General features: G+C 69.5%; 20 protein-coding genes. 13 read left to right on the top strand and 7 right to left on the bottom strand.

Annotation, left to right across the window (positions count from 1 at the left end; translation table 11 throughout):
- The first annotated feature begins 29 nt into the window (after nucleotides 1-29).
- The gene (locus Q7T09_RS02190) at nucleotides 30-1154 is read left to right on the top strand and encodes a 3-deoxy-7-phosphoheptulonate synthase (RefSeq protein ID WP_304697331.1); all 1125 of its coding nucleotides are present in this window, start codon (nucleotides 30-32) and stop codon (nucleotides 1152-1154) included.
- A gap of 273 nt (nucleotides 1155-1427) precedes the next feature.
- Here Q7T09_RS02190 and Q7T09_RS02185 read toward each other — a convergent pair whose 3' ends face one another.
- A complete protein-coding gene (locus tag Q7T09_RS02185) occupies nucleotides 1428-2180 on the bottom strand; it encodes an extensin family protein (protein ID WP_304697330.1) in 753 nt (250 codons plus the stop codon).
- Nucleotides 2181-2312: 132 nt separating this feature from the next.
- Between Q7T09_RS02185 and Q7T09_RS02180 the strand changes: the two genes are divergently transcribed.
- From Q7T09_RS02180 to Q7T09_RS02155, 6 genes are all read left to right on the top strand, one after another.
- Nucleotides 2313-3788: a M20 family peptidase gene (locus Q7T09_RS02180; protein WP_304697329.1), complete on the top strand. Its 1476-nt coding sequence runs from the start codon at nucleotides 2313-2315 to the stop codon at nucleotides 3786-3788.
- A gap of 267 nt (nucleotides 3789-4055) precedes the next feature.
- A complete protein-coding gene (locus tag Q7T09_RS02175) occupies nucleotides 4056-4667 on the top strand; it encodes an ATP-dependent Clp protease proteolytic subunit (protein WP_304697328.1) in 612 nt (203 codons plus the stop codon).
- A 1-nt stretch (nucleotide 4668) separates the two neighbouring features.
- Complete coding sequence (locus Q7T09_RS02170) at nucleotides 4669-6270, top strand: alpha-amylase family glycosyl hydrolase (RefSeq protein ID WP_304697327.1); 1602 nt, start codon at nucleotides 4669-4671, stop codon at nucleotides 6268-6270.
- A gap of 17 nt (nucleotides 6271-6287) precedes the next feature.
- Entirely contained in the window at nucleotides 6288-7388 is a 1101-nt protein-coding gene (locus Q7T09_RS02165; protein WP_304697326.1) for an aromatic ring-hydroxylating dioxygenase subunit alpha, read from the top strand.
- Between the two features lie 141 nt (nucleotides 7389-7529).
- The gene (locus tag Q7T09_RS02160; protein WP_304697325.1) at nucleotides 7530-8762 is read left to right on the top strand and encodes a hypothetical protein; all 1233 of its coding nucleotides are present in this window, start codon (nucleotides 7530-7532) and stop codon (nucleotides 8760-8762) included.
- Nucleotides 8759-10033 (top strand): DUF2272 domain-containing protein, encoded by a 1275-nt coding sequence (locus Q7T09_RS02155; protein WP_304697324.1) that lies wholly within the window; start codon nucleotides 8759-8761, stop codon nucleotides 10031-10033. The genes Q7T09_RS02160 and Q7T09_RS02155 overlap by 4 nt, the downstream gene beginning before the upstream one ends.
- 109 nt (nucleotides 10034-10142) lie before the next feature.
- Here Q7T09_RS02155 and Q7T09_RS02150 read toward each other — a convergent pair whose 3' ends face one another.
- Nucleotides 10143-11192, bottom strand: a complete 1050-nt coding sequence (locus tag Q7T09_RS02150; protein ID WP_304697323.1) for a hypothetical protein — start codon at nucleotides 11190-11192, stop codon at nucleotides 10143-10145.
- A 138-nt stretch (nucleotides 11193-11330) separates the two neighbouring features.
- On the bottom strand, nucleotides 11331-12413 hold the full coding sequence (locus Q7T09_RS02145; RefSeq protein WP_304697322.1) for a L,D-transpeptidase: 1083 nt from the start codon (nucleotides 12411-12413) through the stop codon (nucleotides 11331-11333).
- Between the two features lie 38 nt (nucleotides 12414-12451).
- Between Q7T09_RS02145 and Q7T09_RS02140 the strand changes: the two genes are divergently transcribed.
- A complete protein-coding gene (locus Q7T09_RS02140; protein WP_304697321.1) occupies nucleotides 12452-13336 on the top strand; it encodes a D-alanyl-D-alanine carboxypeptidase family protein in 885 nt (294 codons plus the stop codon).
- Between the two features lie 52 nt (nucleotides 13337-13388).
- On the top strand, nucleotides 13389-14171 hold the full coding sequence (locus Q7T09_RS02135) for an alpha/beta fold hydrolase (protein ID WP_304697320.1): 783 nt from the start codon (nucleotides 13389-13391) through the stop codon (nucleotides 14169-14171).
- A 254-nt stretch (nucleotides 14172-14425) separates the two neighbouring features.
- On the opposite strand, the gene Q7T09_RS02130 is transcribed toward Q7T09_RS02135, so the two are convergent.
- The gene (locus Q7T09_RS02130; RefSeq protein WP_304697319.1) at nucleotides 14426-15064 is read right to left on the bottom strand and encodes a glutathione S-transferase family protein; all 639 of its coding nucleotides are present in this window, start codon (nucleotides 15062-15064) and stop codon (nucleotides 14426-14428) included.
- A gap of 71 nt (nucleotides 15065-15135) precedes the next feature.
- Between Q7T09_RS02130 and Q7T09_RS02125 the strand changes: the two genes are divergently transcribed.
- Nucleotides 15136-16785: an acyl-CoA dehydrogenase family protein gene (locus Q7T09_RS02125; RefSeq protein ID WP_304697318.1), complete on the top strand. Its 1650-nt coding sequence runs from the start codon at nucleotides 15136-15138 to the stop codon at nucleotides 16783-16785.
- A gap of 160 nt (nucleotides 16786-16945) precedes the next feature.
- Here Q7T09_RS02125 and Q7T09_RS02120 read toward each other — a convergent pair whose 3' ends face one another.
- Both Q7T09_RS02120 and Q7T09_RS02115 read right to left on the bottom strand, forming a co-directional pair.
- On the bottom strand, nucleotides 16946-17548 hold the full coding sequence (locus Q7T09_RS02120; protein WP_304697317.1) for a TetR/AcrR family transcriptional regulator: 603 nt from the start codon (nucleotides 17546-17548) through the stop codon (nucleotides 16946-16948).
- A gap of 178 nt (nucleotides 17549-17726) precedes the next feature.
- Nucleotides 17727-18335 carry a TetR/AcrR family transcriptional regulator gene (locus Q7T09_RS02115; RefSeq protein ID WP_304697316.1) on the bottom strand — a complete coding sequence of 203 codons (609 nt, stop codon included), beginning with the start codon at nucleotides 18333-18335 and terminating at the stop codon, nucleotides 17727-17729.
- Between the two features lie 657 nt (nucleotides 18336-18992).
- Here Q7T09_RS02115 and Q7T09_RS02110 point away from each other — a divergent pair.
- Nucleotides 18993-19193, top strand: coding sequence for a twin transmembrane helix small protein (locus Q7T09_RS02110; RefSeq protein ID WP_304697315.1), 201 nt, complete (start codon nucleotides 18993-18995; stop codon nucleotides 19191-19193).
- A 2-nt stretch (nucleotides 19194-19195) separates the two neighbouring features.
- Entirely contained in the window at nucleotides 19196-19768 is a 573-nt protein-coding gene (locus Q7T09_RS02105) for a cob(I)yrinic acid a,c-diamide adenosyltransferase (RefSeq protein WP_304697314.1), read from the top strand.
- A gap of 7 nt (nucleotides 19769-19775) precedes the next feature.
- Here the strand turns inward: Q7T09_RS02105 and Q7T09_RS02100 are convergent, their stop codons facing one another.
- On the bottom strand, nucleotides 19776-20048 hold the full coding sequence (locus Q7T09_RS02100; RefSeq protein WP_304697313.1) for a hypothetical protein: 273 nt from the start codon (nucleotides 20046-20048) through the stop codon (nucleotides 19776-19778).
- Nucleotides 20049-20199: 151 nt separating this feature from the next.
- Between Q7T09_RS02100 and Q7T09_RS02095 the strand changes: the two genes are divergently transcribed.
- Nucleotides 20200-20929 (top strand): electron transfer flavoprotein subunit beta/FixA family protein (locus Q7T09_RS02095; RefSeq protein WP_304697312.1); only part of this gene is annotated, 730 nt, incomplete at its 3' end.

Below are 20929 nucleotides of genomic sequence, written 5' to 3'. Positions count from 1 at the left end.
CCACCGCCAGTCACCCTGGCGGTTTTTTTATGCCCGCCAGCGTGACCTCCCCGCTTCAGGAGTTCCAAATGCCCGGCACCGACGACCTTCGCATCCGCAGCCTCACCGAGCTCAGCCCGCCGTCCCAGGTGATGGCCGAGTTCGTCCGCACGCCCGCCGCCAGCACGACGGTGACCGCCACCCGCCACGCCCTGCACGCCATCCTGCACGGCCAGGACGACCGGCTTGCCGTGGTGATCGGCCCCTGCTCGATCCACGATCCGGAGGCGGCCATGGACTATGCCGGCCGGCTGCTGAAGCAGCGTCAGCGGTTCGGCGGCGAGCTGGAAATCCTGATGCGCGTCTATTTCGAGAAGCCCCGGACCACGGTCGGGTGGAAGGGGCTGATCAACGATCCCTATCTGGACGGGACCTTCAAGATCAATGAGGGGCTGCGGCTGGCGCGGGGCCTGCTGCTGGACATCAACGACATGGGGCTGCCGGCGGCGGTGGAGTTCCTGGACGTGATCACCCCCCAGTACCTGGCCGACCTGGTGGGCTGGGGCGCGATCGGCGCGCGGACCACCGAGAGCCAGATCCACCGGGAGATGGCGTCTGGCCTCTCCTGTCCCGTGGGGTTCAAGAACGGCACCGGCGGCGACGTGAAGATCGCCGTGGACGCCTGCAAGGCCGCCAGCCAGCCGCACCATTTCCTGGCGGTGAGCAAGGACGGCCGCTCGTCCATCGCCGCCACCACCGGCAACGAGGACTGCCACGTGGTGCTGCGGGGCGGGACCACCACCAACTATGACGCCGCCAGCGTCGAGGCGGCCGCCAAGGTGATGGAGGCCTCGGGCCTGCGTCCGGCCCTGATGATCGACGCCAGCCACGCCAATTCGTCGAAGGACCCGGCCAACCAGCCCAAGGTGATGGACGAGGTGGCCCGCCAGCTGGCGGCCGGCGAACGGCGCATCGTCGGCGTGATGGTGGAGAGCCACATCGAGGCCGGCCGCCAGGATCTGGTTCCCGGGCGCCCCCTGGTCTACGGCCAGAGCATCACCGACGGCTGCATCGACTGGGACGCCTCCGTGGCGGTGCTGGAGCGGCTGGCCGAGGGGGTTCGGGCGCGTCGGCGGGTGGCGGCGGAGGGGGCGCGTGAAGGCGTGATGGCCTAGGACGCCGATGCTCCCCCTCTGGGGGAGCTGTCGGCCGAAAGGCCGGCTGAGGGGGACTTTGACTCTTGTTTGGGGTGGAAGGTGTCGCCTACGGCGATCCCCCTCCGTCAGCCGGCTGCGCCGTCTGCCACCTCCCCCACATCGGCGCTACGCGCCTGGGGGAGGATCTGACGACGCGACTCCGATTCGGACTCGGTTCGTTCCCCATCGGTTCCATCCGTTAACCATGGTGAATTTTGTGTTAATGCCCGTTTGTTCCGCGGGCGGAGAGGCTCACCGGCACAGGGGCGAGCCGCCCATGTCCAGGTGGAAGTGGTTGGCGTGCTGGGCGTTGTAGTCCGGCGACAGGACGGTGACGAAGACCCGGCAGCCGCCGTCGCGGACGCGGTGCAGGAACCGCCCCTTGGGGCCGGGGTCGTTCCAGTCCTTCAGCACACTGATCACCTCGCCATTGGCCAGCTTGAAGCCGGCGACGTCGAGGGCGTTGGCGCTGGCGTGTTCGCTGACGGGGCCCTCGGCCTGGCCGTAGATGCGGCGACAGGCATAGGAGCCGTAGTTGTCGATGGCGGTGACGGCTTCGCCGAGCACCTCGAAGGCGGCGGGCTGCACCACCTGGCGCTCCCAGATGGAGACGGCGAGCGCCTCCTTGCAGGTCAGGGAGACGTCGGCGGGGCGCAGGGGGGCCATGCCGCCGGTGAAGCGCAGGGCGCCGCGGACCTGGCAGGTTCCGTCGGCGGAGGTTTCCTGGACCTCCCGGAAGGACAGGCCGCCCTGGGTGAGCACCGCGCGGCAGGCGGCGGGGTCCTCGCCGGTGCGGGCGGCCTTGGCCTTGGTGGCCACGCCGACGGGATCGATGACGCTCAGCGGCTTCCAGGGCAGGTGTTCCGGCGGGACGGTCCGCTCGGCCAGCAGGGCCATGATCCCCACCACCCCCCAGATCAGCACCAGGCCCACGATCCGCGCCATCAGGGTCTGGCGCCGCGCGTGTTTCTCGATGTGGGGGTGACGGGGCGCGCGGTAGGCCATGGACCCCTAACGGTGACGCTTCGTCATGGTTTCATCGCCTCGGGTCGTGGTGGCCGGGGGGGACCTTAGCACAGCTCTTTCCTGACCTTGGGAGAACAGCCTAGGGTCAGGCCTTCCTTGGGGGGAACGGCGATGAAGACCTTGGCGAAGATCGGCCTCGGAGCGGGCGGGGTGCTGGTGGCGCTGGCAGGCGTGGTGGCGGTGCGGACGGCGACCTTCAAGGCGCCGGCGGCCGCCGACCTCTCTAGCGTGAAGCTGGCGCCGGCGGTGAGGGTGGACCGGGCGCTCGCCGCCCAGCACCTCTCCCAGGCCATCCAGATCCAGACGGTCAGCCACCAGGACCCAGCCGAGGACCAGCCGGCGGAGTGGGACCGGCTGCACGCCTGGCTCCAGGCCACCTATCCCAAGGCCCACGCCGCCATGACCCGCGAGGTCGTGGCCAGCCACACCCTGATCTACACTTGGAAGGGGACCGACCCGAGCCTGGCCCCCATCCTCCTGATGGCCCACCAGGACGTGGTGCCGGTGACGCCGGGCACCGAGGCCGACTGGAAGCATCCGCCCTTCGAAGGCGTCATCGCCCCGGACGGGGTCTGGGGCCGGGGCGCCGTCGACGACAAGGGTTCCCTGGTGACCCTGTTCGAGGGGGTCGAGATCCTGGCGGCCCAGGGGTTTGCGCCCCGCCGCACGGTGATGATCGTCTCCAGCCACGACGAGGAGGTGCGCGGCCAGGGGGCGCGGGCCGCCGCGGCCCTGCTGCGGGCGCGGGGGATCAAGGCCGAGTTCGTGCTGGACGAAGGCCAGGCGATCGTCTCCGACAATCCCATCACCGGCGGGCCGGTGGCCCTCATCGGCATCGCCGAGAAGGGCTACGCCACCCTGAAGGTCACCGCCCGGGCGGCCGGCGGCCACTCCTCCTCGCCCCCGAAGGACGGCGGCGGGGTGGTGACGCTCTCCAAGGCCGTGGCGGCCATCGGCGACCATCCCTTCCCGATGAAATTCGCCGGACCAGGGGCGGCCATGCTGACGGCGCTGGCGCCCTCCGGCCCGCTGCCGATCCGCATGGCGGTGGCCAACGCCTGGCTGTTCTCGCCGCTGATCGTGGCCCAGACCGCCGCGACGCCCGCCGGTGCGGCCCTGCTGCACACCACCGTCGCGCCCACCATGCTGAAGGGCAGCCCCAAGGAAAACGTCCTGCCGCAGGACGCCACGGCCTGGATCAACTACCGCATCGCGCCGGGCGACAGCTCGGCCAAGGTGATGGCCCACACCAAGGCCGCGGTCGGCGACCTGGCGGTGGACATGGTCTGGACCAAGACGCCGGACGAGCCCTCGCCGGTCTCCTCCACCAACTCCCTGGGCTGGACCACCATCGCCGCGGTGGCGGGCGATCTCGCCAAGGCGCCGGTGGCGCCGGGCCTGGTGACGGCGGGCACCGACAGCCGCTACCTGGCCCCGGTGGCCAAGGACGTCTACCGCTTCCAGCCCATGACCTTCTCCCTGGCGGGGACGACCATGATCCACGGGACCAACGAGCACCTGTCCCTGGAGAACCTGGAGCAGTGCGTGCAGTTCTACGCCCGGCTGATCGCCACGGCGGCGCGGTAAACCTTCTCCCCCGTCATCCCGGGCGACCCCGCAGGGGAGACCCGAGACCCAGGGGATTGATCGCGGCCCCTGGGTCCCGGCGCGGAGTTTATCCTTGGGCCGACCAAGCGGTCGGACCCGAGGGCTTCGCTGCGGCCGGGATGACGTGGTTGGGTGAAGGAAAGCCGGAATAACCTCGATAAAACGCCGCCGGTTAACCCTGCAGACCTTGCGATCCGTTGCGGCGCAACGCACGTTCCGTCCAAGTTGAGACCTGGAGACTTTCGAATGCGCAATTGGCGGTTGGACGAAGACGACGAGGGCGAAGACGGCGCCCGCAAGCCCGACATGCCGATGACGGCGGGGCCCGTGCAGAGCGGCCTCTACAAGGCCCGCACGGTGCTGGTCTTCGGGGAGATCGACATGCGGCTGGCCGAGCGGGTCACCGCCCAGCTGCTGGCGCTATCCAACGAGAGCGACGCCGACATCCGGCTGATCGTCAATTCGCCGGGCGGCCACGTCGAGAGCGGCGACACCATCCACGACATGATCACCTTCTGCGGTCCCAAGGTGAAGGTGATCGGCACCGGCTGGGTGGCCAGCGCCGGCGCCCACATCTATCTGGGCGCGCCGAAGGAAAACCGGCTGTGCCTGCCCAACACCCGCTTCCTGCTGCACCAGCCCTCGGGCGGGGTGCGCGGCCAGGCCTCGGACATCGAGATCGAGGCCGAGGAGATCGTGAAGATGCGCGAGCGGGTCAACCGCATGATCGCGCGTGAGACCGGCCAGCCCTACGAGAAGGTGGTCAAGGACACGATCCGGAACTTCTGGATGAGCGCCGAGGAAGCCAAGGCCTACGGCATCGTCTCGCGCATCATCGCGCGCGCCGACGAGGCCTGAGATGGAGACCGCGCCCTGGTGGAAGGGCGCGGTCGTCTATCATATCTATGTCCGCAGCTTCTTCGACTCCGACGGCGACGGCCACGGGGACCTGAGGGGTGTCGCGGCAAAGCTGGACTATATCGAGAGCCTGGGGGTCGACGCCATCTGGCTCTCGCCGGTGCATCCCTCCCCCAACCGCGACTGGGGCTATGACGTCTCCGACTTCGAGGGCGTCCATCCCGACTACGGGTCGATGGCCGACCTTGAGGCCCTGGTGGCCGCCGCCCACGGGCGGGACATCAAGGTGATGCTGGACGAGGTGCTGTCCCACACCTCCGACGAGCACGCCTGGTTCGCGGCCAGCCGCGACGGCGGGCCGGATGGGGAGAAGGCCAGCTGGTATGTCTGGGCCGACCCGGCCGACGACGGCACGGCGCCCAACAACTGGCTCTCGGTGTTCGGCGGCCCGGCCTGGGCCTACCAGCCGGCGCGGCGGCAGCACTATCACCACAAGTTCCTGCGCCAGCAGCCCAAGCTGAACTGGCGCAATCCCGACGCCAAGGAAGCCGCCATCTCGGTGCTCGACTTCTGGCTGGCCAAGGGGATCGACGGCTTCCGCCTGGATGTGGCCGGCACCTTCCTGCACGACGACACGCTGGCCGATAATCCCGCCGTGCCGGCGGCGCAGCGCACCCGCCACCACTGGGCCCACGCCAGCGAGATGCAGGTGCATCTCAACGACTCCAACCTGCCCGAGAACATCCCGCTGCTGGACGAGATTCGCGCCCGGGTGGACGCCCACGGCGACCGCTTCGTGTTCGGGGAGTTCTCCGAGGAGGAGGAGCGCTGCGGCGCCTATTGCACGCCGGAAGACGGCCTGCACTCGGCCTATACCTTCGTCCTGCTGCACGCGCGCAAGCTCAATCCGCAAATCTTCCGCGACCACTTCCAGACCCTGGCCCGGCATCCTGGCCACTGGCCCTGCATCTCCTTCTGCAATCACGACATCATGCGCACCGCCACCCGGTTCGGCGGCGGCGAGGCGATCGCGCGGCTGATGCTGGCCCTGCTGCTGTCGCTCAAGGGCGCCATCCTGCTCTACCAGGGCGAGGAACTCGGTTTGCCCGAGGCCCAGAGCCTGACGCGGACGGAGATCCGCGATCCGGTGGGCGACCTCTACTGGCCGATCTCCAAGGGCCGGGACGGCTCACGCACCCCCATGCCTTGGGCGCCGGGGGAAAACCTCGGCTTCTCCAGCGCCAAGCCCTGGCTGCCCAGCGCGCCGGAGCACCGCGACCTGACGGTGGCGGCCCAGACGGCCGATCCCAATTCCACGCTCGCCCTCGCCAAGGCCCTGATCGCCCTGCGCAAGGGCTCGGCGGCCCTGACCCGGGGTGAGATCGCCATGGCCCCGGCGGCGGGCCAGGTCCTGGCGTTCACCCGGACCCAGGGCGACGAGCAGGTGCTGTGCCTGTTCAACATGGGCGCCGAGCCCGCCGTGTTCGCCCAGGCGGGGCTAGCCGGCGAGGCCGTTCCCCTGCCCGGTTTGATCCAGGCCAAGGTGGAGGACGGCAAGGTGGCGCTTGCTGCCCACGGCGTGGCCTTCATCCGCCGGCCCTGAACCACTACAAGGACCCCATGCCCGACGACGCCCCGGCCCGCAGCTCCTCCGCCGACGCCAAGTTCGGGCGCGGCTTCCTGAGCGACATCTGGTATTTCGCCGCCCTGTCGGCCGACCTGAAGCGCGGCAAGCTGCAGCGCTACGAACTGCTCGGCGAGCCGGTGCTGCTGTACCGCGACCGGGCCGGCGTCGCCCACGCCATCAAGGACATCTGCCCACACCGGGCCGCGCCGCTGTCGGCGGGAACTCTGACCACCGAGGCCGACGGCGCCGAGGTGGTGGCCTGTCCCTATCACGGCTGGCGGTTCGGCGGCGACGGGGCTTGCACGGCCATCCCGTCCCTGGTGGCCGACCAGGCGATGGACACGAACCGCATCCGGGTGCGCAGCTATCCGGTGGCCGAGAGCCAGGGCCTGGTCTTCGTCTGGATCAGCTCCGATCCCCGCTTCGAGGGCGAGCCGCCGGAAGCCCCGCCGGTCTTCCCCGGCGTGGTGGGGGGCAAGCCCAAGCTGGTGGACCGCATGGAGTTCGACGCCCATATCGACCACGCGGTGGTGGGGCTGATGGATCCGGCCCACGGCCCCTATGTGCATCAGCAATGGTGGTGGCGCTCGGCCAAGAGCCAGCACGACAAGGCCAAGAAGTTCGAGCCCCGCGAGCAGGGCTTCGCCATGGTCCGCCACGAGCCGTCCAAGAACAGCCGCGCCTATGTGGTCCTGGGCGGCGAGCCCCTGACCGAGATCACCTTCCGCATCCCGGGTTTGCGCTGGGAGCACGTGACGGTGGGCAGGCATCAGGTGCTGTCGCTCACCTGCCTGACGCCGCTGTCGGAGACCCGGACGAAGATCACCCAGATCGTCTGGTCCGACCACCCGGCCTTCTTCTTCCTCAAGCCCTTCGTGGCCTGGGGGGCGCGGATCTTCCTGCGCCAGGACGGCGACATGGTGAACCTGCAGAACGAGGGCCTGCGCTACGACCCCTCCCTGCTGTGGATCGACGACGCCGACCGGCAGGCCAAGTGGTACCAGCAGCTCAAGCGCGAATGGACCGCCAGCCGCAAGGAAGACCGCCCGTTCCGCAATCCCGTCGAGCCGGCCGTCCTGAAGTGGCGCAGCTGAAGCGTTGACCTAACGCCGTTCGCGCGCGAGGCTCTACTAGAGCGCGCGATAGCCGAAAGTGGACGCCGGTTTCGGCGGTCATCGCGCGCTCACTCTTGAGGCACAGCAAGCTCTTCGGCTTGCTGTGGGGGGTTGAGCAACATGCCGAGGGGCCGCTCCGCACATCTGATCATCGCGCTGAGCGTCTGGCTGGCCTGGGCCGCGCCGGCCGCCGCCGGCGTGCTGATCCGGGCGCCCAGCTATGTGAACCTCAGCGCCCAGGCCCGCACCTGGCGGCTCACCGACTCCAGTTGGGGCTTCATCAGCCCCCTGTCCCAGGCCGTCGCCGCCGAGCTGGAGACGTGCCGCAAGGTCGATGCCGCGGTGATCACCCCGCTGCAGATGTCCCCCAACCGGCTCGACAAGTCCTCGGCCGAGGCTCTGGCCGCCCTGCGCACCTGCCGCAAGCGCTGGTTCGAGAAGACCACGCCTCCGGGCGCCGCCGACGAGAAGCTGTGGCTGAAGATCATGGATCAGCCCCTGCCCTCGCCTCTGGACCGCGCCAAGGTGATCGCCTTCGGCGCGGCCCCCCTGACCCCGGACTATGACCGGACCCTGTGGGACTGGGACCGGGGCTCGGGCTTCACCAGCGCCGATCCGGACTCCATCTTCAGCTGGGGGCCCTACAAGGCCACCGCCGGCCACGGCTGCACCTTCCAGCGGGTGCTGGCGGTGCTGACCGCCCACCCCACCACCGGCCCCATGGTGCGCCAGGCCTTCGCCGAGGAGGGGCCGCTGCTGGACCAGCTGATCGACCGGTCGAGCCCCGACTGGTGCGCCAGGGCGCCGGCGATCCTTAAACCCGTGTTCGACGATTCCGAGCGCCGCGAGAATTTCCGCATCATCTTCGCCAAGCTGGCGGGCCATCGCGAGATCCGCGCCGGCTACGACGACTATTTCCTGGGCCCCAACGGCTATCTGGGCCGACGCATCGCCCGGCACTATGACCTCTATGCCCGGGCGGGGCTGAAGCCCACAAAGATGGACTTCGCCTATTTCCTGGACCGATCGCTGGACTATCCGCCCCTGACCGAGGCCCAGATCGCCAGCCTGGCCGAGGCGGTGCGGGCCGGGCGCATGACCAACTGGCAGGCCCGCCGGCTGATCGCCAACGTCACCCCCTTCACCTCGGCCGGATCGCGCAGCTACCAGATCGGTCGCGATGCGGTCTATTTCGTCGACGCCCTCGGCCAGGAGGGGCTGGACGAGGTGGAGCGTACCTCCTGGATCAAGAACAGCCGGCTGAAGGCCTCCGACGTGGGCCTGACCGAGGAGCCCTACGCCCCGCCCTGCGATGTGGTCTTCCTGCCCGGCTGCCCCGGAGCCACGCCATGAGAGCCCTGCTTCTGGCCGGCGCGCTCGCCACCTGCGTGGCCGCCGCCCCGCCGCCGGCCCACGCCGCCGGATATAGCGTCGACCGCACCGAGCTGAAGGCCGCCTGCCTGTCGGCCGCCGCCAAGCCGCCGCCGCCGATCGGGGCCGAGATCGCCCGGGTGGCCACCGACCAGTGGGCCAAGTTCGGCTATGGCCGGGTCAAGGAGACCGCCGCCGACGCGGTGATCGAGAAACAGGGGGACGGGGCGCTCGCCGGCTCGTTGTCCTGGGACGCCGTCTGGCAGTTCTGGGCCTTCACCGGCTACGACAGCATGCTGTCCTTCCCCTACGAGGTGGTGATCAGCGGCGGCAATCCGCAGATCCTGAAGGCCAACAGCAAGGCCAATATCGAGGCCGCCAACGCCAAGTTCGGCCTGGGCACCCCCCCGGCTCGGGCCATCGCCGGGGCCATCAAGCGCTCCAGCACCTCATCCCTGCCCTGGTCGGCGGTGTTCGTCTCCTCGGTGATGAAGCGGGCCGGGCTGTCCACCGACCAGTTCCGGTCGGCCGCCGCCCATGCCGGCTACATCCAGGCCGCCATCGACGCCTACGGCTTCGGGCGCAGCGCATACGCCTATCTTCCCTGCGACCCGAGCTGGATCGAGCCGCGGGTCGGCGACGTGATCTGCTATTCGCGCAACGCCAGCCCGGTGCGCTCCTTCCCCCAGGTCCTGGCCGGGGTGGAGAGCGTCTCGGCCAGGCGCGGCCAGTACGCCTATGAGAGCCACTGCGACATCGTCAGCCAGGTGGCCCGGGCGCCCCGGCACATCGTCCACTCCATCGGCGGCAATGTCGGCGACACGGTCACCAAGACCGAGCGGGCGCTCTCCGGCGGGCCGATCACCACCGGGCGGCCCATCGCCTGGATCGCGGTCCTGGTCCTGAAGCCGGAGCCCGGCGCGGCCCCGCCGCCGCCGCCGCCCGCGCCTCCGGTTCCGCCCCCCGAACCGACGCCGCCGGCGCCCGTTCCGCCAGTCCCGACCCCAGAACCGCCGCCGCCGCCCGCGCCCGTGTCTGAACCGCCCGCGCCCCCGCCGCCGCCGCCCGCCCCGACGCCTGAGCCGACCCCTGCGCCGAGTCCGCCGCCGCCCCCCGCGCCCGAACCTGCGCCACCGCCGCCGGAGCCGACCCCCGTGGCGGCGCCGACGCCGGAGCCGCCGCCCGCCGTCGACCCTGCGAAACCGGACGAGCCGGACGAGCCGGCGGACGACCCAGCGCCCACCCCGACCTAGAGCCTGTCCGTTTCAGGCGGACTCACGCGAACCGGGCAAACAGGCTCGATCTCTTGTGTTTGGAGCGTGACGGGCGCCTGAACCGGGGTCCGCGTCAGGCCGTCACGCCCTAGGCGACCCGGCGAGGCGGGGCGTTCGTCGCTGCGTTCGGCGCGGGGTTCGGCGCGGGGTTCTGAGCGCCGCCGGCGGCGGAGTCCGGGGTCGCCTTCGGGGCGGGATCGGTGAGGCGCAGATCGTCGATGCGGATGGGGGCGAAGCCGCGAGTGGCGTCCCAGTCCAGCCGTCCGCCCAGGGCGGTGATGGTGGAGACCGGCTCCAGCCGAGTCAGGTCCATGCGCAACATGGCCGTGTGCGGCAGGCGGACATAGAGCACGGGATGTTGTTCGAACTCGCCACCCTGGCGCTGGAGCAGGTGAGTTCGGGTGATGACCTCGATGTCCTCGCCGCCCACCACCGACAGCACCTCCACCCCGATGCGCAGGGAGATCGAGCAGATGTTGGAGATGTGCAGTTCCTGCAGATTGGCCGTCGGCATCGGGAGATAGCCGGCCCGATCGCCGTCGATGGCCACCACCGCCTCGTCGGGCAGGGCGTCGAGCTCCAGGGCGTCGATATAGACGATGAACCGGCCGGGCCCGGGCTGGACCACGGCGAACCCCTCCAGGGCCGGGGTGATGGCCTCCAGGTCGAGATTGATTCTCAGGGTCTGCTCGATGGCCGAGAGGTCGCGGGCCAGCACGCTGGCGGCCAGGTTGACGTCGAGATTGTGCGCCTCGGCGGCGCGCTTGCCGCGGTTGTAGAGGTCGGCGTCCTCCTTGGCGGCCGTCAGCACCGCCTCGGCCAGAGCGCGCCGCCTATCGGCTCCGAGACCAAACAAGGCGTCGATGAGGCCCGGTTCGTAGCGGGCCAGCTTCTTGCGGGCGATCTGTTCCTTGGTGTGGGTGCGCAGCGCCGGCTCCACCAGGCCGCGGGCGGCGATCTCGGTCCAGTTCTTGCGGGCGTACTTGATGCAGTGAGCCCGCGTCAGGCGTTCGATGAGCTTGTCATAGGCGCCGGCGGCCGCGGCGGTGGTCTCGGGCTTCTTCACGCGGGCGGCCACGCGCTCCTTGCGCTCGCGCTCCCGCATCGTGCGCTTGGTCGCCCGGTCGATCCGGTTCATCGTCGCGATTACGGTCTTCGCCGTTTCCCCTGACATTTCTCCGCTCCGAGACTCATCGTCACACCCATTTTGGGTTTGCCAAGAAGTAACCCTGTTTTCTGACCGGCGAGTTAAAATCGCCCCAGGGGATTGATCCCACTATGTTTTTCCCGCTTTGGTTTCAGATCCCACAAACACCACTTTCGCGCCCTTTTTGACCGCGGCGCCGAGTTCCTGGGCGTCCCAGTTGGTAAGCCGCACGCAGCCGTGGCTGTCGGTCTTGCCGATGTGGTTGGGATCGGGGCCGCCATGGATGCCATAGGTGTCCTTGGTGAGGTCGATCCACATGGCGCCCACCGGATTGTTGGGGCCCGCGGCGATGGTGAACTTGCCCTTCCTGCCGTCGCCGAAGGTCAGGCGCCTGGGGTCGTAGATCCAGGTGGGGTTGGGGGCGATGGTGCGCACCGCCCACTCGCCGGAAGGGGCCGGCCGATCGGCGGAACCCACCGAGGCCGGATAGACGGCCAGCAGCACGTCGCCCTCGCCATAGGCGCGCACCTCACGCTCGGCCTTGTCCACCTCGATGCGGGCGACCTGGCCGCCCAGGGTGTCGGAGCCCGGGGCGACCACCAGGATGGAGGTCCCGGCGACGGTGAAGTCGGCGTCGGGGTTGAGGGCCTTCAGCAGCTTCTCGTCCATGTGGAAGCGCTCGGCGAACATCTCGACGGGGCTGGCATAGCCCAGGTGGTCGAGCCTGGCCTGGTCCTCGCTCTTCTCCGGGATGGCCACGAAGGGGCCCTTCAGATCATCTGAGGTGATCAGATAGTCGGCGGTGACCGGGGCGGCGCCGGCGATCAGGGCCTCCCAGGTGGCCGCATCCAGCTCGCCGGTGTCGGGGAGCCCCTTGGCCTTCTGGAAGGCCGAGACCGCCTGGCGCAGGTTCTCTCCCTTGGCGCCGTCGATGACGCCGGGGGACAGGTGGGCGCGGTCCAGCAGCACCTGGGCGCGGATCAGGGCCGGCTTGAGCAGGGCCGGATCGGTGACCTCGGCGGCGGGCAGGACGGCGGCGTCGATGGCCTGGCCCTGGGCGCTGGCCGAGCCGGAGGCAGGGACGGCGAGGGGCGCCGGGAGCGCCGGAGCGGTCTGCGCGTTGGCCACCTTGGCCGTGCGCTCGCCAGGGGACGGTTCGGAACAGGCGGCGAGCGCGAAGGTCAGGACAAGGATCGATGCAGACCAGTTCATCAGTGGACCTCCAGGCTCGCCCGCGCACAATGCGGACCGTGACCTGGAAGCCTTCAACCTCCCGCGGGTTCCGAGCCTGGACCGGCGCCGCGGCCCTGGCGCTCGCGCTTGGCGGAGCGGGCGCCTGCGCCCAGACCTCTCCCGCGCCGGCGCCCACGGCCTCGGCCTGTCGCGTCCCGGCCTTCGAGGCCGCGGCGCGGATCAACGCGGCCTCCCTCACCGCCCTGGCCTGGGCGCCCTTCCGCCGGGCGGAGACCGGCTGGGAGGTCTACGCCCCCCTGGTGGCCCGGGACCTGCGCACCGGCTGCGGCCCCACCACCTCGCGCTTCGCCCAGCTTCTGGCGGGCTATCAGAGGCAGGCGCGGATGAGGGGGACCGGCGAGATGGACGTGGACACCTTCAACCATTTCAAGGGTGTCTGGCAGGAGCGCCGGCCCTTCGTGATGGTCAACGTCAAGGGGATCTGCCCCGACCCGCCGGACCCGGCCACCCTGGCGCTCGCCGACTCCGCCGAGAGCTATGGCGGCAAGACCATCCCGATCCGTCCCGGCGCCCTGGACGCCTATCGCAGGATGGTTGCGGCGGCGCGGCGGGAGTCCCCGGCCATCGGCGCCGATCCGCGCAACCTGACCATCTTCTCAGGCTTCCGGGCGCCCGACGCCGACGACGTCCGCTGCCTGGAGGAGGGCAATTGCGACGGGGTGGCGCGGGCGACCTGCTCGGCCCACCGCACGGGCCTGGCCTTCGACCTCTATGTCGGCGAGGCGCCGGGCTTCAGGCCGGACTCCAGCGCCGACCCCAACCGCCTGTTCATGACCAAGACCCCCGCCTATGCCTGGCTGCTGGCCAATGCCGGGCGCTACGGCTTCGTGAACTATCCCTTCGAACCCTGGCACTGGGAGTGGATCGGCCAAGCTCCATAGGCCAAGATCATGGAGAGACGGCCGCAGAGCCGCGCCGCACACGGAAACGCCCATGCCGAGCTTCACCTCCGACGGCCTGACCCTGGCCTATGACGACATCGTTCCGGCCGGCGGGGGAGAGCGAACCATCGTCCTGGTCCACGGCTTCGCCTCAAACCGAAGTGAGGGCTGGAAGCGGACGGGCTGGTACGCGGCCTTCGAGCGGCGGCGCATCCGATGCATCGCCCTGGACCAGCGCGGCCACGGGGAGAGCGCCAAGCCGCACGACCCGGCGGCCTATACGCGCGACAAGCTGGCCTCCGACGTCATCGCCCTGCTGGACCACCTGGACCTGAACCGCGTGGACCTGTTCGGCTACTCCATGGGCTCGCGCACGGCGCTGGCCACCGCGCTGAAGGCGCCCGACCGGGTGTCGAACCTGATGCTGGGCGGGGTCGGCGGGGCCCTGATCGGCGAGCGCGCCATGCCAGCCGGCAATCCAATGGCGCAGGCCATGCTGGCCGACGACCCAGAGACCATCACCGAGCCCATGCTGAAGAGCTTCCGCCAGTTCGCCGACGAGCAGGGGGAGGACCGGCAGGCCCTGGCGGCCTTCACTGGCGCCCAGAACCCGCCCTTCGACCGGGACGCCATGGCGATGCTGCCCATGCCGGTGCTGGTGGTGGCCGGCCAGCGCGACACCGGCGCCGGCGATCCGGAGGAACTGGCGCGGATCTTCCCCCACGCCCACGGGATCACCGTGCCGGGCTGCGACCACTTCTCGGCCATCCCCCACGCCCTGACCAAGGCCGCGGTGTTCGACTTCCTCGATGGGGAACTGGACTATCCGGGGTAGGCGCGCCTCTTCCTCTCCCGCTTGCGGGGTCGAATTAGGGGGTGTTTGCCCCATTCCAGTTTAGATCGTCATCCTCGGGCCAGTCCCGCGGATCCATGATCTCCGCCCGTCCCCATAAGGCGCGAGCGTCGCCGCCGAGGGTCATCTTCGCCACGGTGTTTATGGATCCTCGGGACAGGCCCGAGGATGACGATCAGGAGGGAGAGGGGGGAGCGCGTCCCCTCGTCCCACAGGGGGAGAAGGCCCTTGGCAGCCTAAGCCTTGGCCTTCGGACCCATGTTGTAGGGGCCGCCCTTGGCGAGCGCGGTCTGGTAGGCCGGGCGGGCCTGGAAGCGTTCGAGCCAGGCGGCGATGTTGGGATAGGTGGCCAGGCGGCCGAAGGCGCCGGTGACCTCGCCGACGAAGCTCATCTGGACGTCGGCGCCGGAGAAATCCGCGCCCATGATCCAGTCCTTGCCGGCCAGGGCCCCATCGACATAGCCGAGGTGGTTGGCGATCTCGCTCTCCATCCGCGGATGCAGCGGGGCGCCGGCCTCGCCCAGGCGGCCGACATACATGAACAGCATGAGGGGCAGCATGGCCGAGCCCTCGGAATAGTGCATCCACTGCTGGTAATGGTCGTAGGCCGGGGTGGCGGGATCGGGCTGCAGGCGGCCGCCGGCGTGGCGGCGGATGACGTAGTCGACGATGGCGCCGCTCTCGATGACGGTCATGTCGCCGTCGGTGACCACCGGGGACTTGCCCAGAGGATGGACGGCCTTCAGCTCGGGCGGGGCCAGGCGGGTGACGGCGTCGCGGGCGTAGTGCTTGATCTCGTAGGGGAGCTTGAGCTCCTCCAGCAGCCACAGGATGCGCTGCGAGCGCGAGTCGTTGAGGTGGTGGACGACGATCATCTGGCGCGGGCTCCCAAGGCTTCTTTGCGAGGTATAGGCTCACCCCGCGGCGGGCGCCTATAGTCGCGGCCATGACCCCGCTGATCCTGCCCCATCTCACCGATCTCCTGGCCGACGCCGCCGACCATGCCGAGGCTGTCGTGGCCGAGGCCCGCGCCGCCGTCTCCGCCCGGGTGACCTTCGAGGGCCGCCTGGACCGGAGCGCCCTGGACGCCGAGCAGCACGTGGCCCATGGCCTGGCCTGGGCGGCGGCCTATGCCGAGACCCTGCGCCAGACGGCGGCCTGGGCCCGCGCCCTGGAGGCCGACGGCGCGTTCACCGAATCCGAGGCCCTGCCGGCCCAGCTGCTGGCCTTCGAGTATCTCAGCCAGCTGGCCGGGGGCGTGCCCATGAACCAGGGGGAGACCTTCCGCCTGACCGATCTGGGGCTGATCGACGACCGGCTGCGCGGGGTGATCGACCGGCTGCGGCCCGGCGCGAGCCAGGCGGTGAAGACCCGGATCGTGGGCCTGCTGGAGACCGCCCGCGGCCGACCGTCCCTGGAGGCCAGCGGCCTGGACGCCACCCTGGACATGGTGCGCGACCAGTTCCAGGCCTTCGCGGCGGAGAAGATCACGCCCTTCGCCCACGGCTGGCATCTGCGCGACGAGTTGATCCCGCTGGCGCTGCTCAAGGAACTGGCCGACCTTGGGGTGTTCGGCCTCACAGTGCCGGAGGCCCACGGCGGGTCGGGTCTGGGCAAGATCGCCATGTGCGTGGTCTCCGAGGCCCTGTCGCGGGGCTGGATCGGGACCGGGTCCCTGGGCACCCGCTCGGAGATCGCCGCCGAGCTGATCCTGGCCCACGGGACCCCCGACCAGAAGGCCCGCCTGCTGCCGGCCATCGCCTCGGGGCAGATCATCCCCACCGCGGTCTTCACCGAGCCGGAGGCCGGCTCGGACCTGGGCTCCCTGCGCACCCGGGCGGTGCGCGCGGGCGAGGTCTGGAAGATCAGCGGCGCCAAGACCTGGATCACCCACGCGGCCCGGGCCGACCTGATGACCCTGCTGGTGCGCACCGACCCGGCCAGCAAGGACCACCGAGGCCTGTCGATGTTCCTGGCGGAGAAGCCGCGGGGGACGGAGGCCGAGCCCTTTCCGGCGGCGGGCATGAGCGGCGGCGAGATCGGGGTGATCGGCTATCGCGGCATGAAGGAATACGAACTGGCCTTCGACGGTTTCGAAGTCCCTCACGCCAACCTGCTAGGGGGCCAGGAGGGCCAGGGCTTCTCCCAGCTGATGGCCACCTTCGAGAGCGCCCGCATCCAGACCGCGGCCCGCGCCATCGGGGTGGGCCAGGCGGCCCTGGACATCGCGCTGGACTACGCCCTGGCGCGCCGCCAGTTCGGCCAGGCCATCGCCGACTTCCCGCGGGTGACCAACAAGCTGGCCATGATGGCCGCCGAACTGCTGGGGGCGCGACGGCTGGCCTGGTTCGCCGCGCGGGCCAAGGACGAGGGCCGTCGCTGCGACCTCGAGGCGGGCATGGCCAAGCTGGTCGCCGCCCGCATCGCCTGGGCCTGCGCCGACAACGCCGTCCAGATCCATGGCGGGACGGGGTTTGCGATGGAGCAGCCGGTGAGCCGCCTGCTGGCCGACGCCCGCATCCTCAACATCTTCGAAGGCGCCGGCGAGATCCAGGCTCAGGTGATCGCCCGCCGGCTGCTGGAAGGCGCCAACTAGAGCGTTTCCCGGCTGACTTGGATCAAGTCAGCCGATCAGGAAAAGCGATCAGAAAGGAATCTAGAGCGCCGTTTCGATTCAATCGAAACGGGACAAGCTCTAGGTCCTGAACTGGCGCGTGACGGGCGCCGAAACCGGCGGCCACTTTCGGCTGTCACGCTTACCGCGGCGCGAAGCCCTGGCAGATCAGGCGGATATGGCGGTCGAAGACGGCGCTCATGGCCTCGGCGTCGGAGCCGTTCCAGGCCGCCAGGCGATAGGTCCAGGCATAGGAGGCCATCAGGGCGTCGACGATGATGTCCAGGTCGGTGGCCGGATCGACGTCGCCGCGGACGAGGCCCTCGGCCAGGCAGTCGCGTACCACCTGCATCAGGTGGGCGTTGCGTCCGAAGGGGCGGGAGTTGGCCTCCAGGGTCCAGTCGAAGGCCGCGGCGATGTGGGCCAGGAACAGCTTCGTGCGGCGGGTCTCGAAGGCGTAGTGGATGGCGAACATCGAGGCCAGGCGGTCGGCGGTGGAGCCCCGCAGATGCGGCACCACGCGGTCGAGCTCCGCATAGAGGGCGTCCAGGCGGTCGGCCATGACCTGGCTGAGGATATCGCCCTTGGAGGAGAAGGTGGTGAAGACGCTGCCCACCGAGACCTCGGCGACCCGGGCGATCTCCCGGACGGTGGTCTCTTCGTAGCCGCGGCTCTCGAACAGATCCCGCGCGGCGTCGAGCACGCGTTTACGCGTCGCCTCTTTCTGAGACTGTCTTACGCTCAAATGGTGTCCCCCCTAGAGCAGGTCAGGCGGAAGTGGATACCGGCTCCGCCGCCCGCCGCGCTCTAATGCCTTGAATCCAGACCACGTCTCACGCGCGGCTTGACCCATGGTAAGGGTGAAACCACGCGGTCGGGCGCCGTCCACGGATGAGTGCGACAGTACGTCGCACCCGCTTGGGTCAGCCGCGGCGGGCGCCGGCGAGGATGACACGGATCTGATCCTTGGCCTTGGCCTGGAGCGCGTCGATGCTCCAGCCCAGGAAGATCGCCTCCGGATAGTTGGCCAGGTAGCAGTCGAACAGCATCTGGGTGCGCAGCTTGACCTCCGCCTCCTGGCTAAGCTCGCCCCGCTCGACGCCCAGCACCAGCTGTTCGTTGATCAGGTCGTGCAGGGCCTGGACCGGCGGCATGCTGCGCAGCTCCTGGCCCTGGTCGGGGGACCAGGAGATGGAGAAGGCGGCCCGCGCCAGCGGAAGCTGGGTCTTGTAGAAGGCGTAGCCGGCGGCGAAGGCCTTCAGCAGGGCGTCGTCCACGTTGCGACCGCGCAGCGCGGCCTCGCGCATGGTCTCGGCCAGGTCGGCCATGTCGGCGAGCATGATCTCGCGGAACAGGTCGGACTTGTCGGAGAAGTTGGCGAACACCGCCCCGGTGGACATGCCCGCCGCGGCGGCGATGTCGCGGATGGTGGCGCCCTCATAGCCCTCTTCCGAGAACAGCCGGCGTGCGGCGGCCAGCACCTTGGCGCGGGTCTGCTGCTTGGCGAGCGCGCGGCGGGTTGGCACGCGCATTTCGGCTTCCTGGGCGCCGTGAAGAGTACCGGGAACGTGTTTCATTGAGCGTCCAGCCTCGAATGGGCCGCCTCCGCACGGGGTTCGAACTCGACGCGAGTCTCCTCGAAGACCTTCACCAACGGTTCGCCGTGGCGACGCACAAGGCGATCACCTTCAACGGCCGCATCGCGCAGGTCAGCGATGAGCTCGCACATTTCAACTTCAGAATCTGGGCGCGGGGAGGCGCCCGGGTCACTGGCCTGGGGAGGCGGCATGACAGGTGTCCTGTTCTCTAACCCGTTCGCCGCGGCGCGTCCAAGCGAAAGGGTGTCATTTGATCAAGTTCATCTAACCCGTTCCGCGATGCGGGTAGAGGTCGTCGTCTAGCCCATAGGTTGAGGTTGGACTGTGTGGCGCAGCGTCGCAGTCGGGATTTGGGACCATTTCCGTGTGTTACAGGTCGGAAACACGACGCCACGACATACCGTCGATCATTGAGCATGCTCGCGTAACGACGTTTCAACGCGGGATTCGCCGCATGGTTTCATCGCCGCCTCGCCCGAGCGCGTGATCGGCTCCGATTGAATTCGAAGCGGCGCGCCCGGTCCTTGTCCTGTCGCGCAAATTTCCGCCGAACCGGTCGCCACTTCGCCCGCCCCGCTCTAGATTGGGCGGATGGAACGCGCTTTCGACATTTTGATTCCCCTCGCCCTGCTGGCGGTGACCGTGACCCTGTTCATCGGACTCTACGCCCTGTTCCGGGGGGGCGACTTCGGCCGCTCCTACTCCAACAAGCTGATGCGCCTGCGGGTCCTGCTGCAGGCCATCGCCGTGGCCCTGCTGGTGACCGCGGTCTGGTGGCGGCACAGGGGCTAGCCATGGTGACCCTCAACAGGATCTACACACGGACCGGCGACAAGGGCGCGACCCGCCTGGCCACCGGCGCCACGGTCAGCAAGGCCTCGCTGCGGGTGGAGACCTATGGGGCGGTGGACGAGACCAACGCCTGTATCGGCCTGGCCCGGCTGCACACCGCCGGCGGCCCGCTGGACGACATCCTGGCCCGCATCCAGAACGAACTCTTCGACCTGGGCGCCGACCTCGCCACCCCGGCCAAGCCCGACGAGATCGAGGGCGAGGTGCTGCGCATCCTGGATTCGCAGGTGGCGCGGCTGGAGCAGGAGATCGACCACCTGAACGGCGCCCTGCCGGCGCTGGCCTCGTTCGTCCTGCCCGGCGGATCGCCGGCCGCGGCGGCCCTGCACCTGGCGCGCACCGTGGCCCGCCGCGCCGAGCGCGTGGCCGTGGCCCTGATGGACTCGGGCGAGGCGGTCTCCGGCCCGGCCTTCCGCTATCTCAACCGGCTGTCGGACCTGCTGTTCGTCGCCGCCCGCGCGGCCAACGACCAGGGCCGGGCCGACGTCTTCTGGCGCTCCGGCGCCACCCGCTGACCCAGGCCTACTGCGGCGCCGGCGGGGCTTCGCCCCGGGCCTTGGCCGCGGCGGCCTTGGCGGCCTTGCGTTGCGCGTCGTTGTCGATCACCCGGCCGGTGATGTCGGAGATCAGCACGGGGTGGGCGCAGGTGCGGCCGCGCCAGTCCCACCAGTCGCCCTTGGCCTCGCAGCGCTGTCCGGGCATCACCCAACCCACCTGATAGACGGCGACCCCGACCGTGGAGAGGGCGAAGGCGCCCAGGAAAATCAACATCAGGCGCTTGATCGTTCGGTTCATGATCTTCGTCTTGGCAGGGGTTTCGAGCGGCCTATCTGGCCGCCTGGACAAAATTGCGGCGCAGTGTGACCCGCGCCCGGCTTGCAATGCGCGTCGGAACCGTTATGCCCCAACCGTTCAATTTTTAGCAATTTGAGGCGTTAGCGAAGCCATGAAGGTGCTCGTCCCCGTGAAGCGGGTGATCGACTACAACGTCAAGGCCCGGGTCAAGCCGGACCAATCTGGTGTGGACCTCGCCAATGTGAAGATGTCCATGAACCCCTTCTGCGAGATCGCGGTCGAAGAAGCCGTGCGCCAGAAGGAAAAGGGCGTCGCCACGGAGGTGGTGGCCGTGTCCATCGGCCCGGCCCAGGCGCAGGAAACCCTGCGCACGGCCCTGGCCATGGGCGCCGACCGCGCGATCCTGATCCAGACCGACCAGGACCCTGAGCCCCTGGCCGTCGCCAAGCTGCTCGCCGCCATCATCGGCGAAGAGAGCCCCGACGTCGTGATCATGGGCAAGCAGGCGATCGACGGCGACAATAACGCCACCGGCCAGATGCTGGCGGCGCTGCTGGACTGGCCCCAGGCGACCTTCGCCAACTCGGTCGAGCTCTCGGCCGGAAACGCCAAGGTGGGCCGCGAGGTCGACGGCGGCATCCAGACCATCGACGTGACCCTGCCGGCGATCATCACCGCCGACCTGCGTCTCAACGAGCCGCGCTACGCCTCGCTGCCCAACATCATGAAGGCCAAGAAGAAGCCGCTGGACATGAAGGAAGCCGCCTCGCTCGGCGTCGACACTGCTCCGCGCCTCAAGGTCGTCAAGGTCACCGAACCGCCGAAGCGCGGCGGCGGGATCAAGGTGGAAAACGCCGCTGACCTGGTCACCAACCTCAAGA

Source organism: Phenylobacterium sp., assembly GCF_030645195.1.
GTDB lineage: Bacteria > Pseudomonadota > Alphaproteobacteria > Caulobacterales > Caulobacteraceae > Phenylobacterium.
This window is presented reverse-complemented; position numbering and strand designations above follow the sequence as displayed.

What these genes read in the sequence shown, in the direction of transcription:
- Q7T09_RS02160 (WP_304697325.1), top strand. Translation starts at nt 7,530, where the DNA reads ATGCCGAGGGGCCGCTCCGCACATCTGATCATCGCGCTGAGCGTCTGG.
- Q7T09_RS02155 (WP_304697324.1), top strand. Translation starts at nt 8,759, where the DNA reads ATGAGAGCCCTGCTTCTGGCCGGCGCGCTCGCCACCTGCGTGGCCGCC.
- Q7T09_RS02100 (WP_304697313.1), bottom strand. Translation starts at nt 20,048, where the DNA reads ATGAACCGAACGATCAAGCGCCTGATGTTGATTTTCCTGGGCGCCTTC.
- Q7T09_RS02190 (WP_304697331.1), top strand. Translation starts at nt 30, where the DNA reads ATGCCCGCCAGCGTGACCTCCCCGCTTCAGGAGTTCCAAATGCCCGGC.
- Q7T09_RS02165 (WP_304697326.1), top strand. Translation starts at nt 6,288, where the DNA reads ATGCCCGACGACGCCCCGGCCCGCAGCTCCTCCGCCGACGCCAAGTTC.
- Q7T09_RS02130 (WP_304697319.1), bottom strand. Translation starts at nt 15,064, where the DNA reads ATGATCGTCGTCCACCACCTCAACGACTCGCGCTCGCAGCGCATCCTG.
- Q7T09_RS02150 (WP_304697323.1), bottom strand. Translation starts at nt 11,192, where the DNA reads ATGAACCGGATCGACCGGGCGACCAAGCGCACGATGCGGGAGCGCGAG.
- Q7T09_RS02170 (WP_304697327.1), top strand. Translation starts at nt 4,669, where the DNA reads ATGGAGACCGCGCCCTGGTGGAAGGGCGCGGTCGTCTATCATATCTAT.
- Q7T09_RS02145 (WP_304697322.1), bottom strand. Translation starts at nt 12,413, where the DNA reads ATGAACTGGTCTGCATCGATCCTTGTCCTGACCTTCGCGCTCGCCGCC.
- Q7T09_RS02180 (WP_304697329.1), top strand. Translation starts at nt 2,313, where the DNA reads ATGAAGACCTTGGCGAAGATCGGCCTCGGAGCGGGCGGGGTGCTGGTG.
- Q7T09_RS02125 (WP_304697318.1), top strand. Translation starts at nt 15,136, where the DNA reads ATGACCCCGCTGATCCTGCCCCATCTCACCGATCTCCTGGCCGACGCC.
- Q7T09_RS02175 (WP_304697328.1), top strand. Translation starts at nt 4,056, where the DNA reads ATGCGCAATTGGCGGTTGGACGAAGACGACGAGGGCGAAGACGGCGCC.
- Q7T09_RS02110 (WP_304697315.1), top strand. Translation starts at nt 18,993, where the DNA reads ATGGAACGCGCTTTCGACATTTTGATTCCCCTCGCCCTGCTGGCGGTG.
- Q7T09_RS02115 (WP_304697316.1), bottom strand. Translation starts at nt 18,335, where the DNA reads ATGCGCGTGCCAACCCGCCGCGCGCTCGCCAAGCAGCAGACCCGCGCC.
- Q7T09_RS02135 (WP_304697320.1), top strand. Translation starts at nt 13,389, where the DNA reads ATGCCGAGCTTCACCTCCGACGGCCTGACCCTGGCCTATGACGACATC.
- Q7T09_RS02185 (WP_304697330.1), bottom strand. Translation starts at nt 2,180, where the DNA reads ATGGCCTACCGCGCGCCCCGTCACCCCCACATCGAGAAACACGCGCGG.
- Q7T09_RS02105 (WP_304697314.1), top strand. Translation starts at nt 19,196, where the DNA reads ATGGTGACCCTCAACAGGATCTACACACGGACCGGCGACAAGGGCGCG.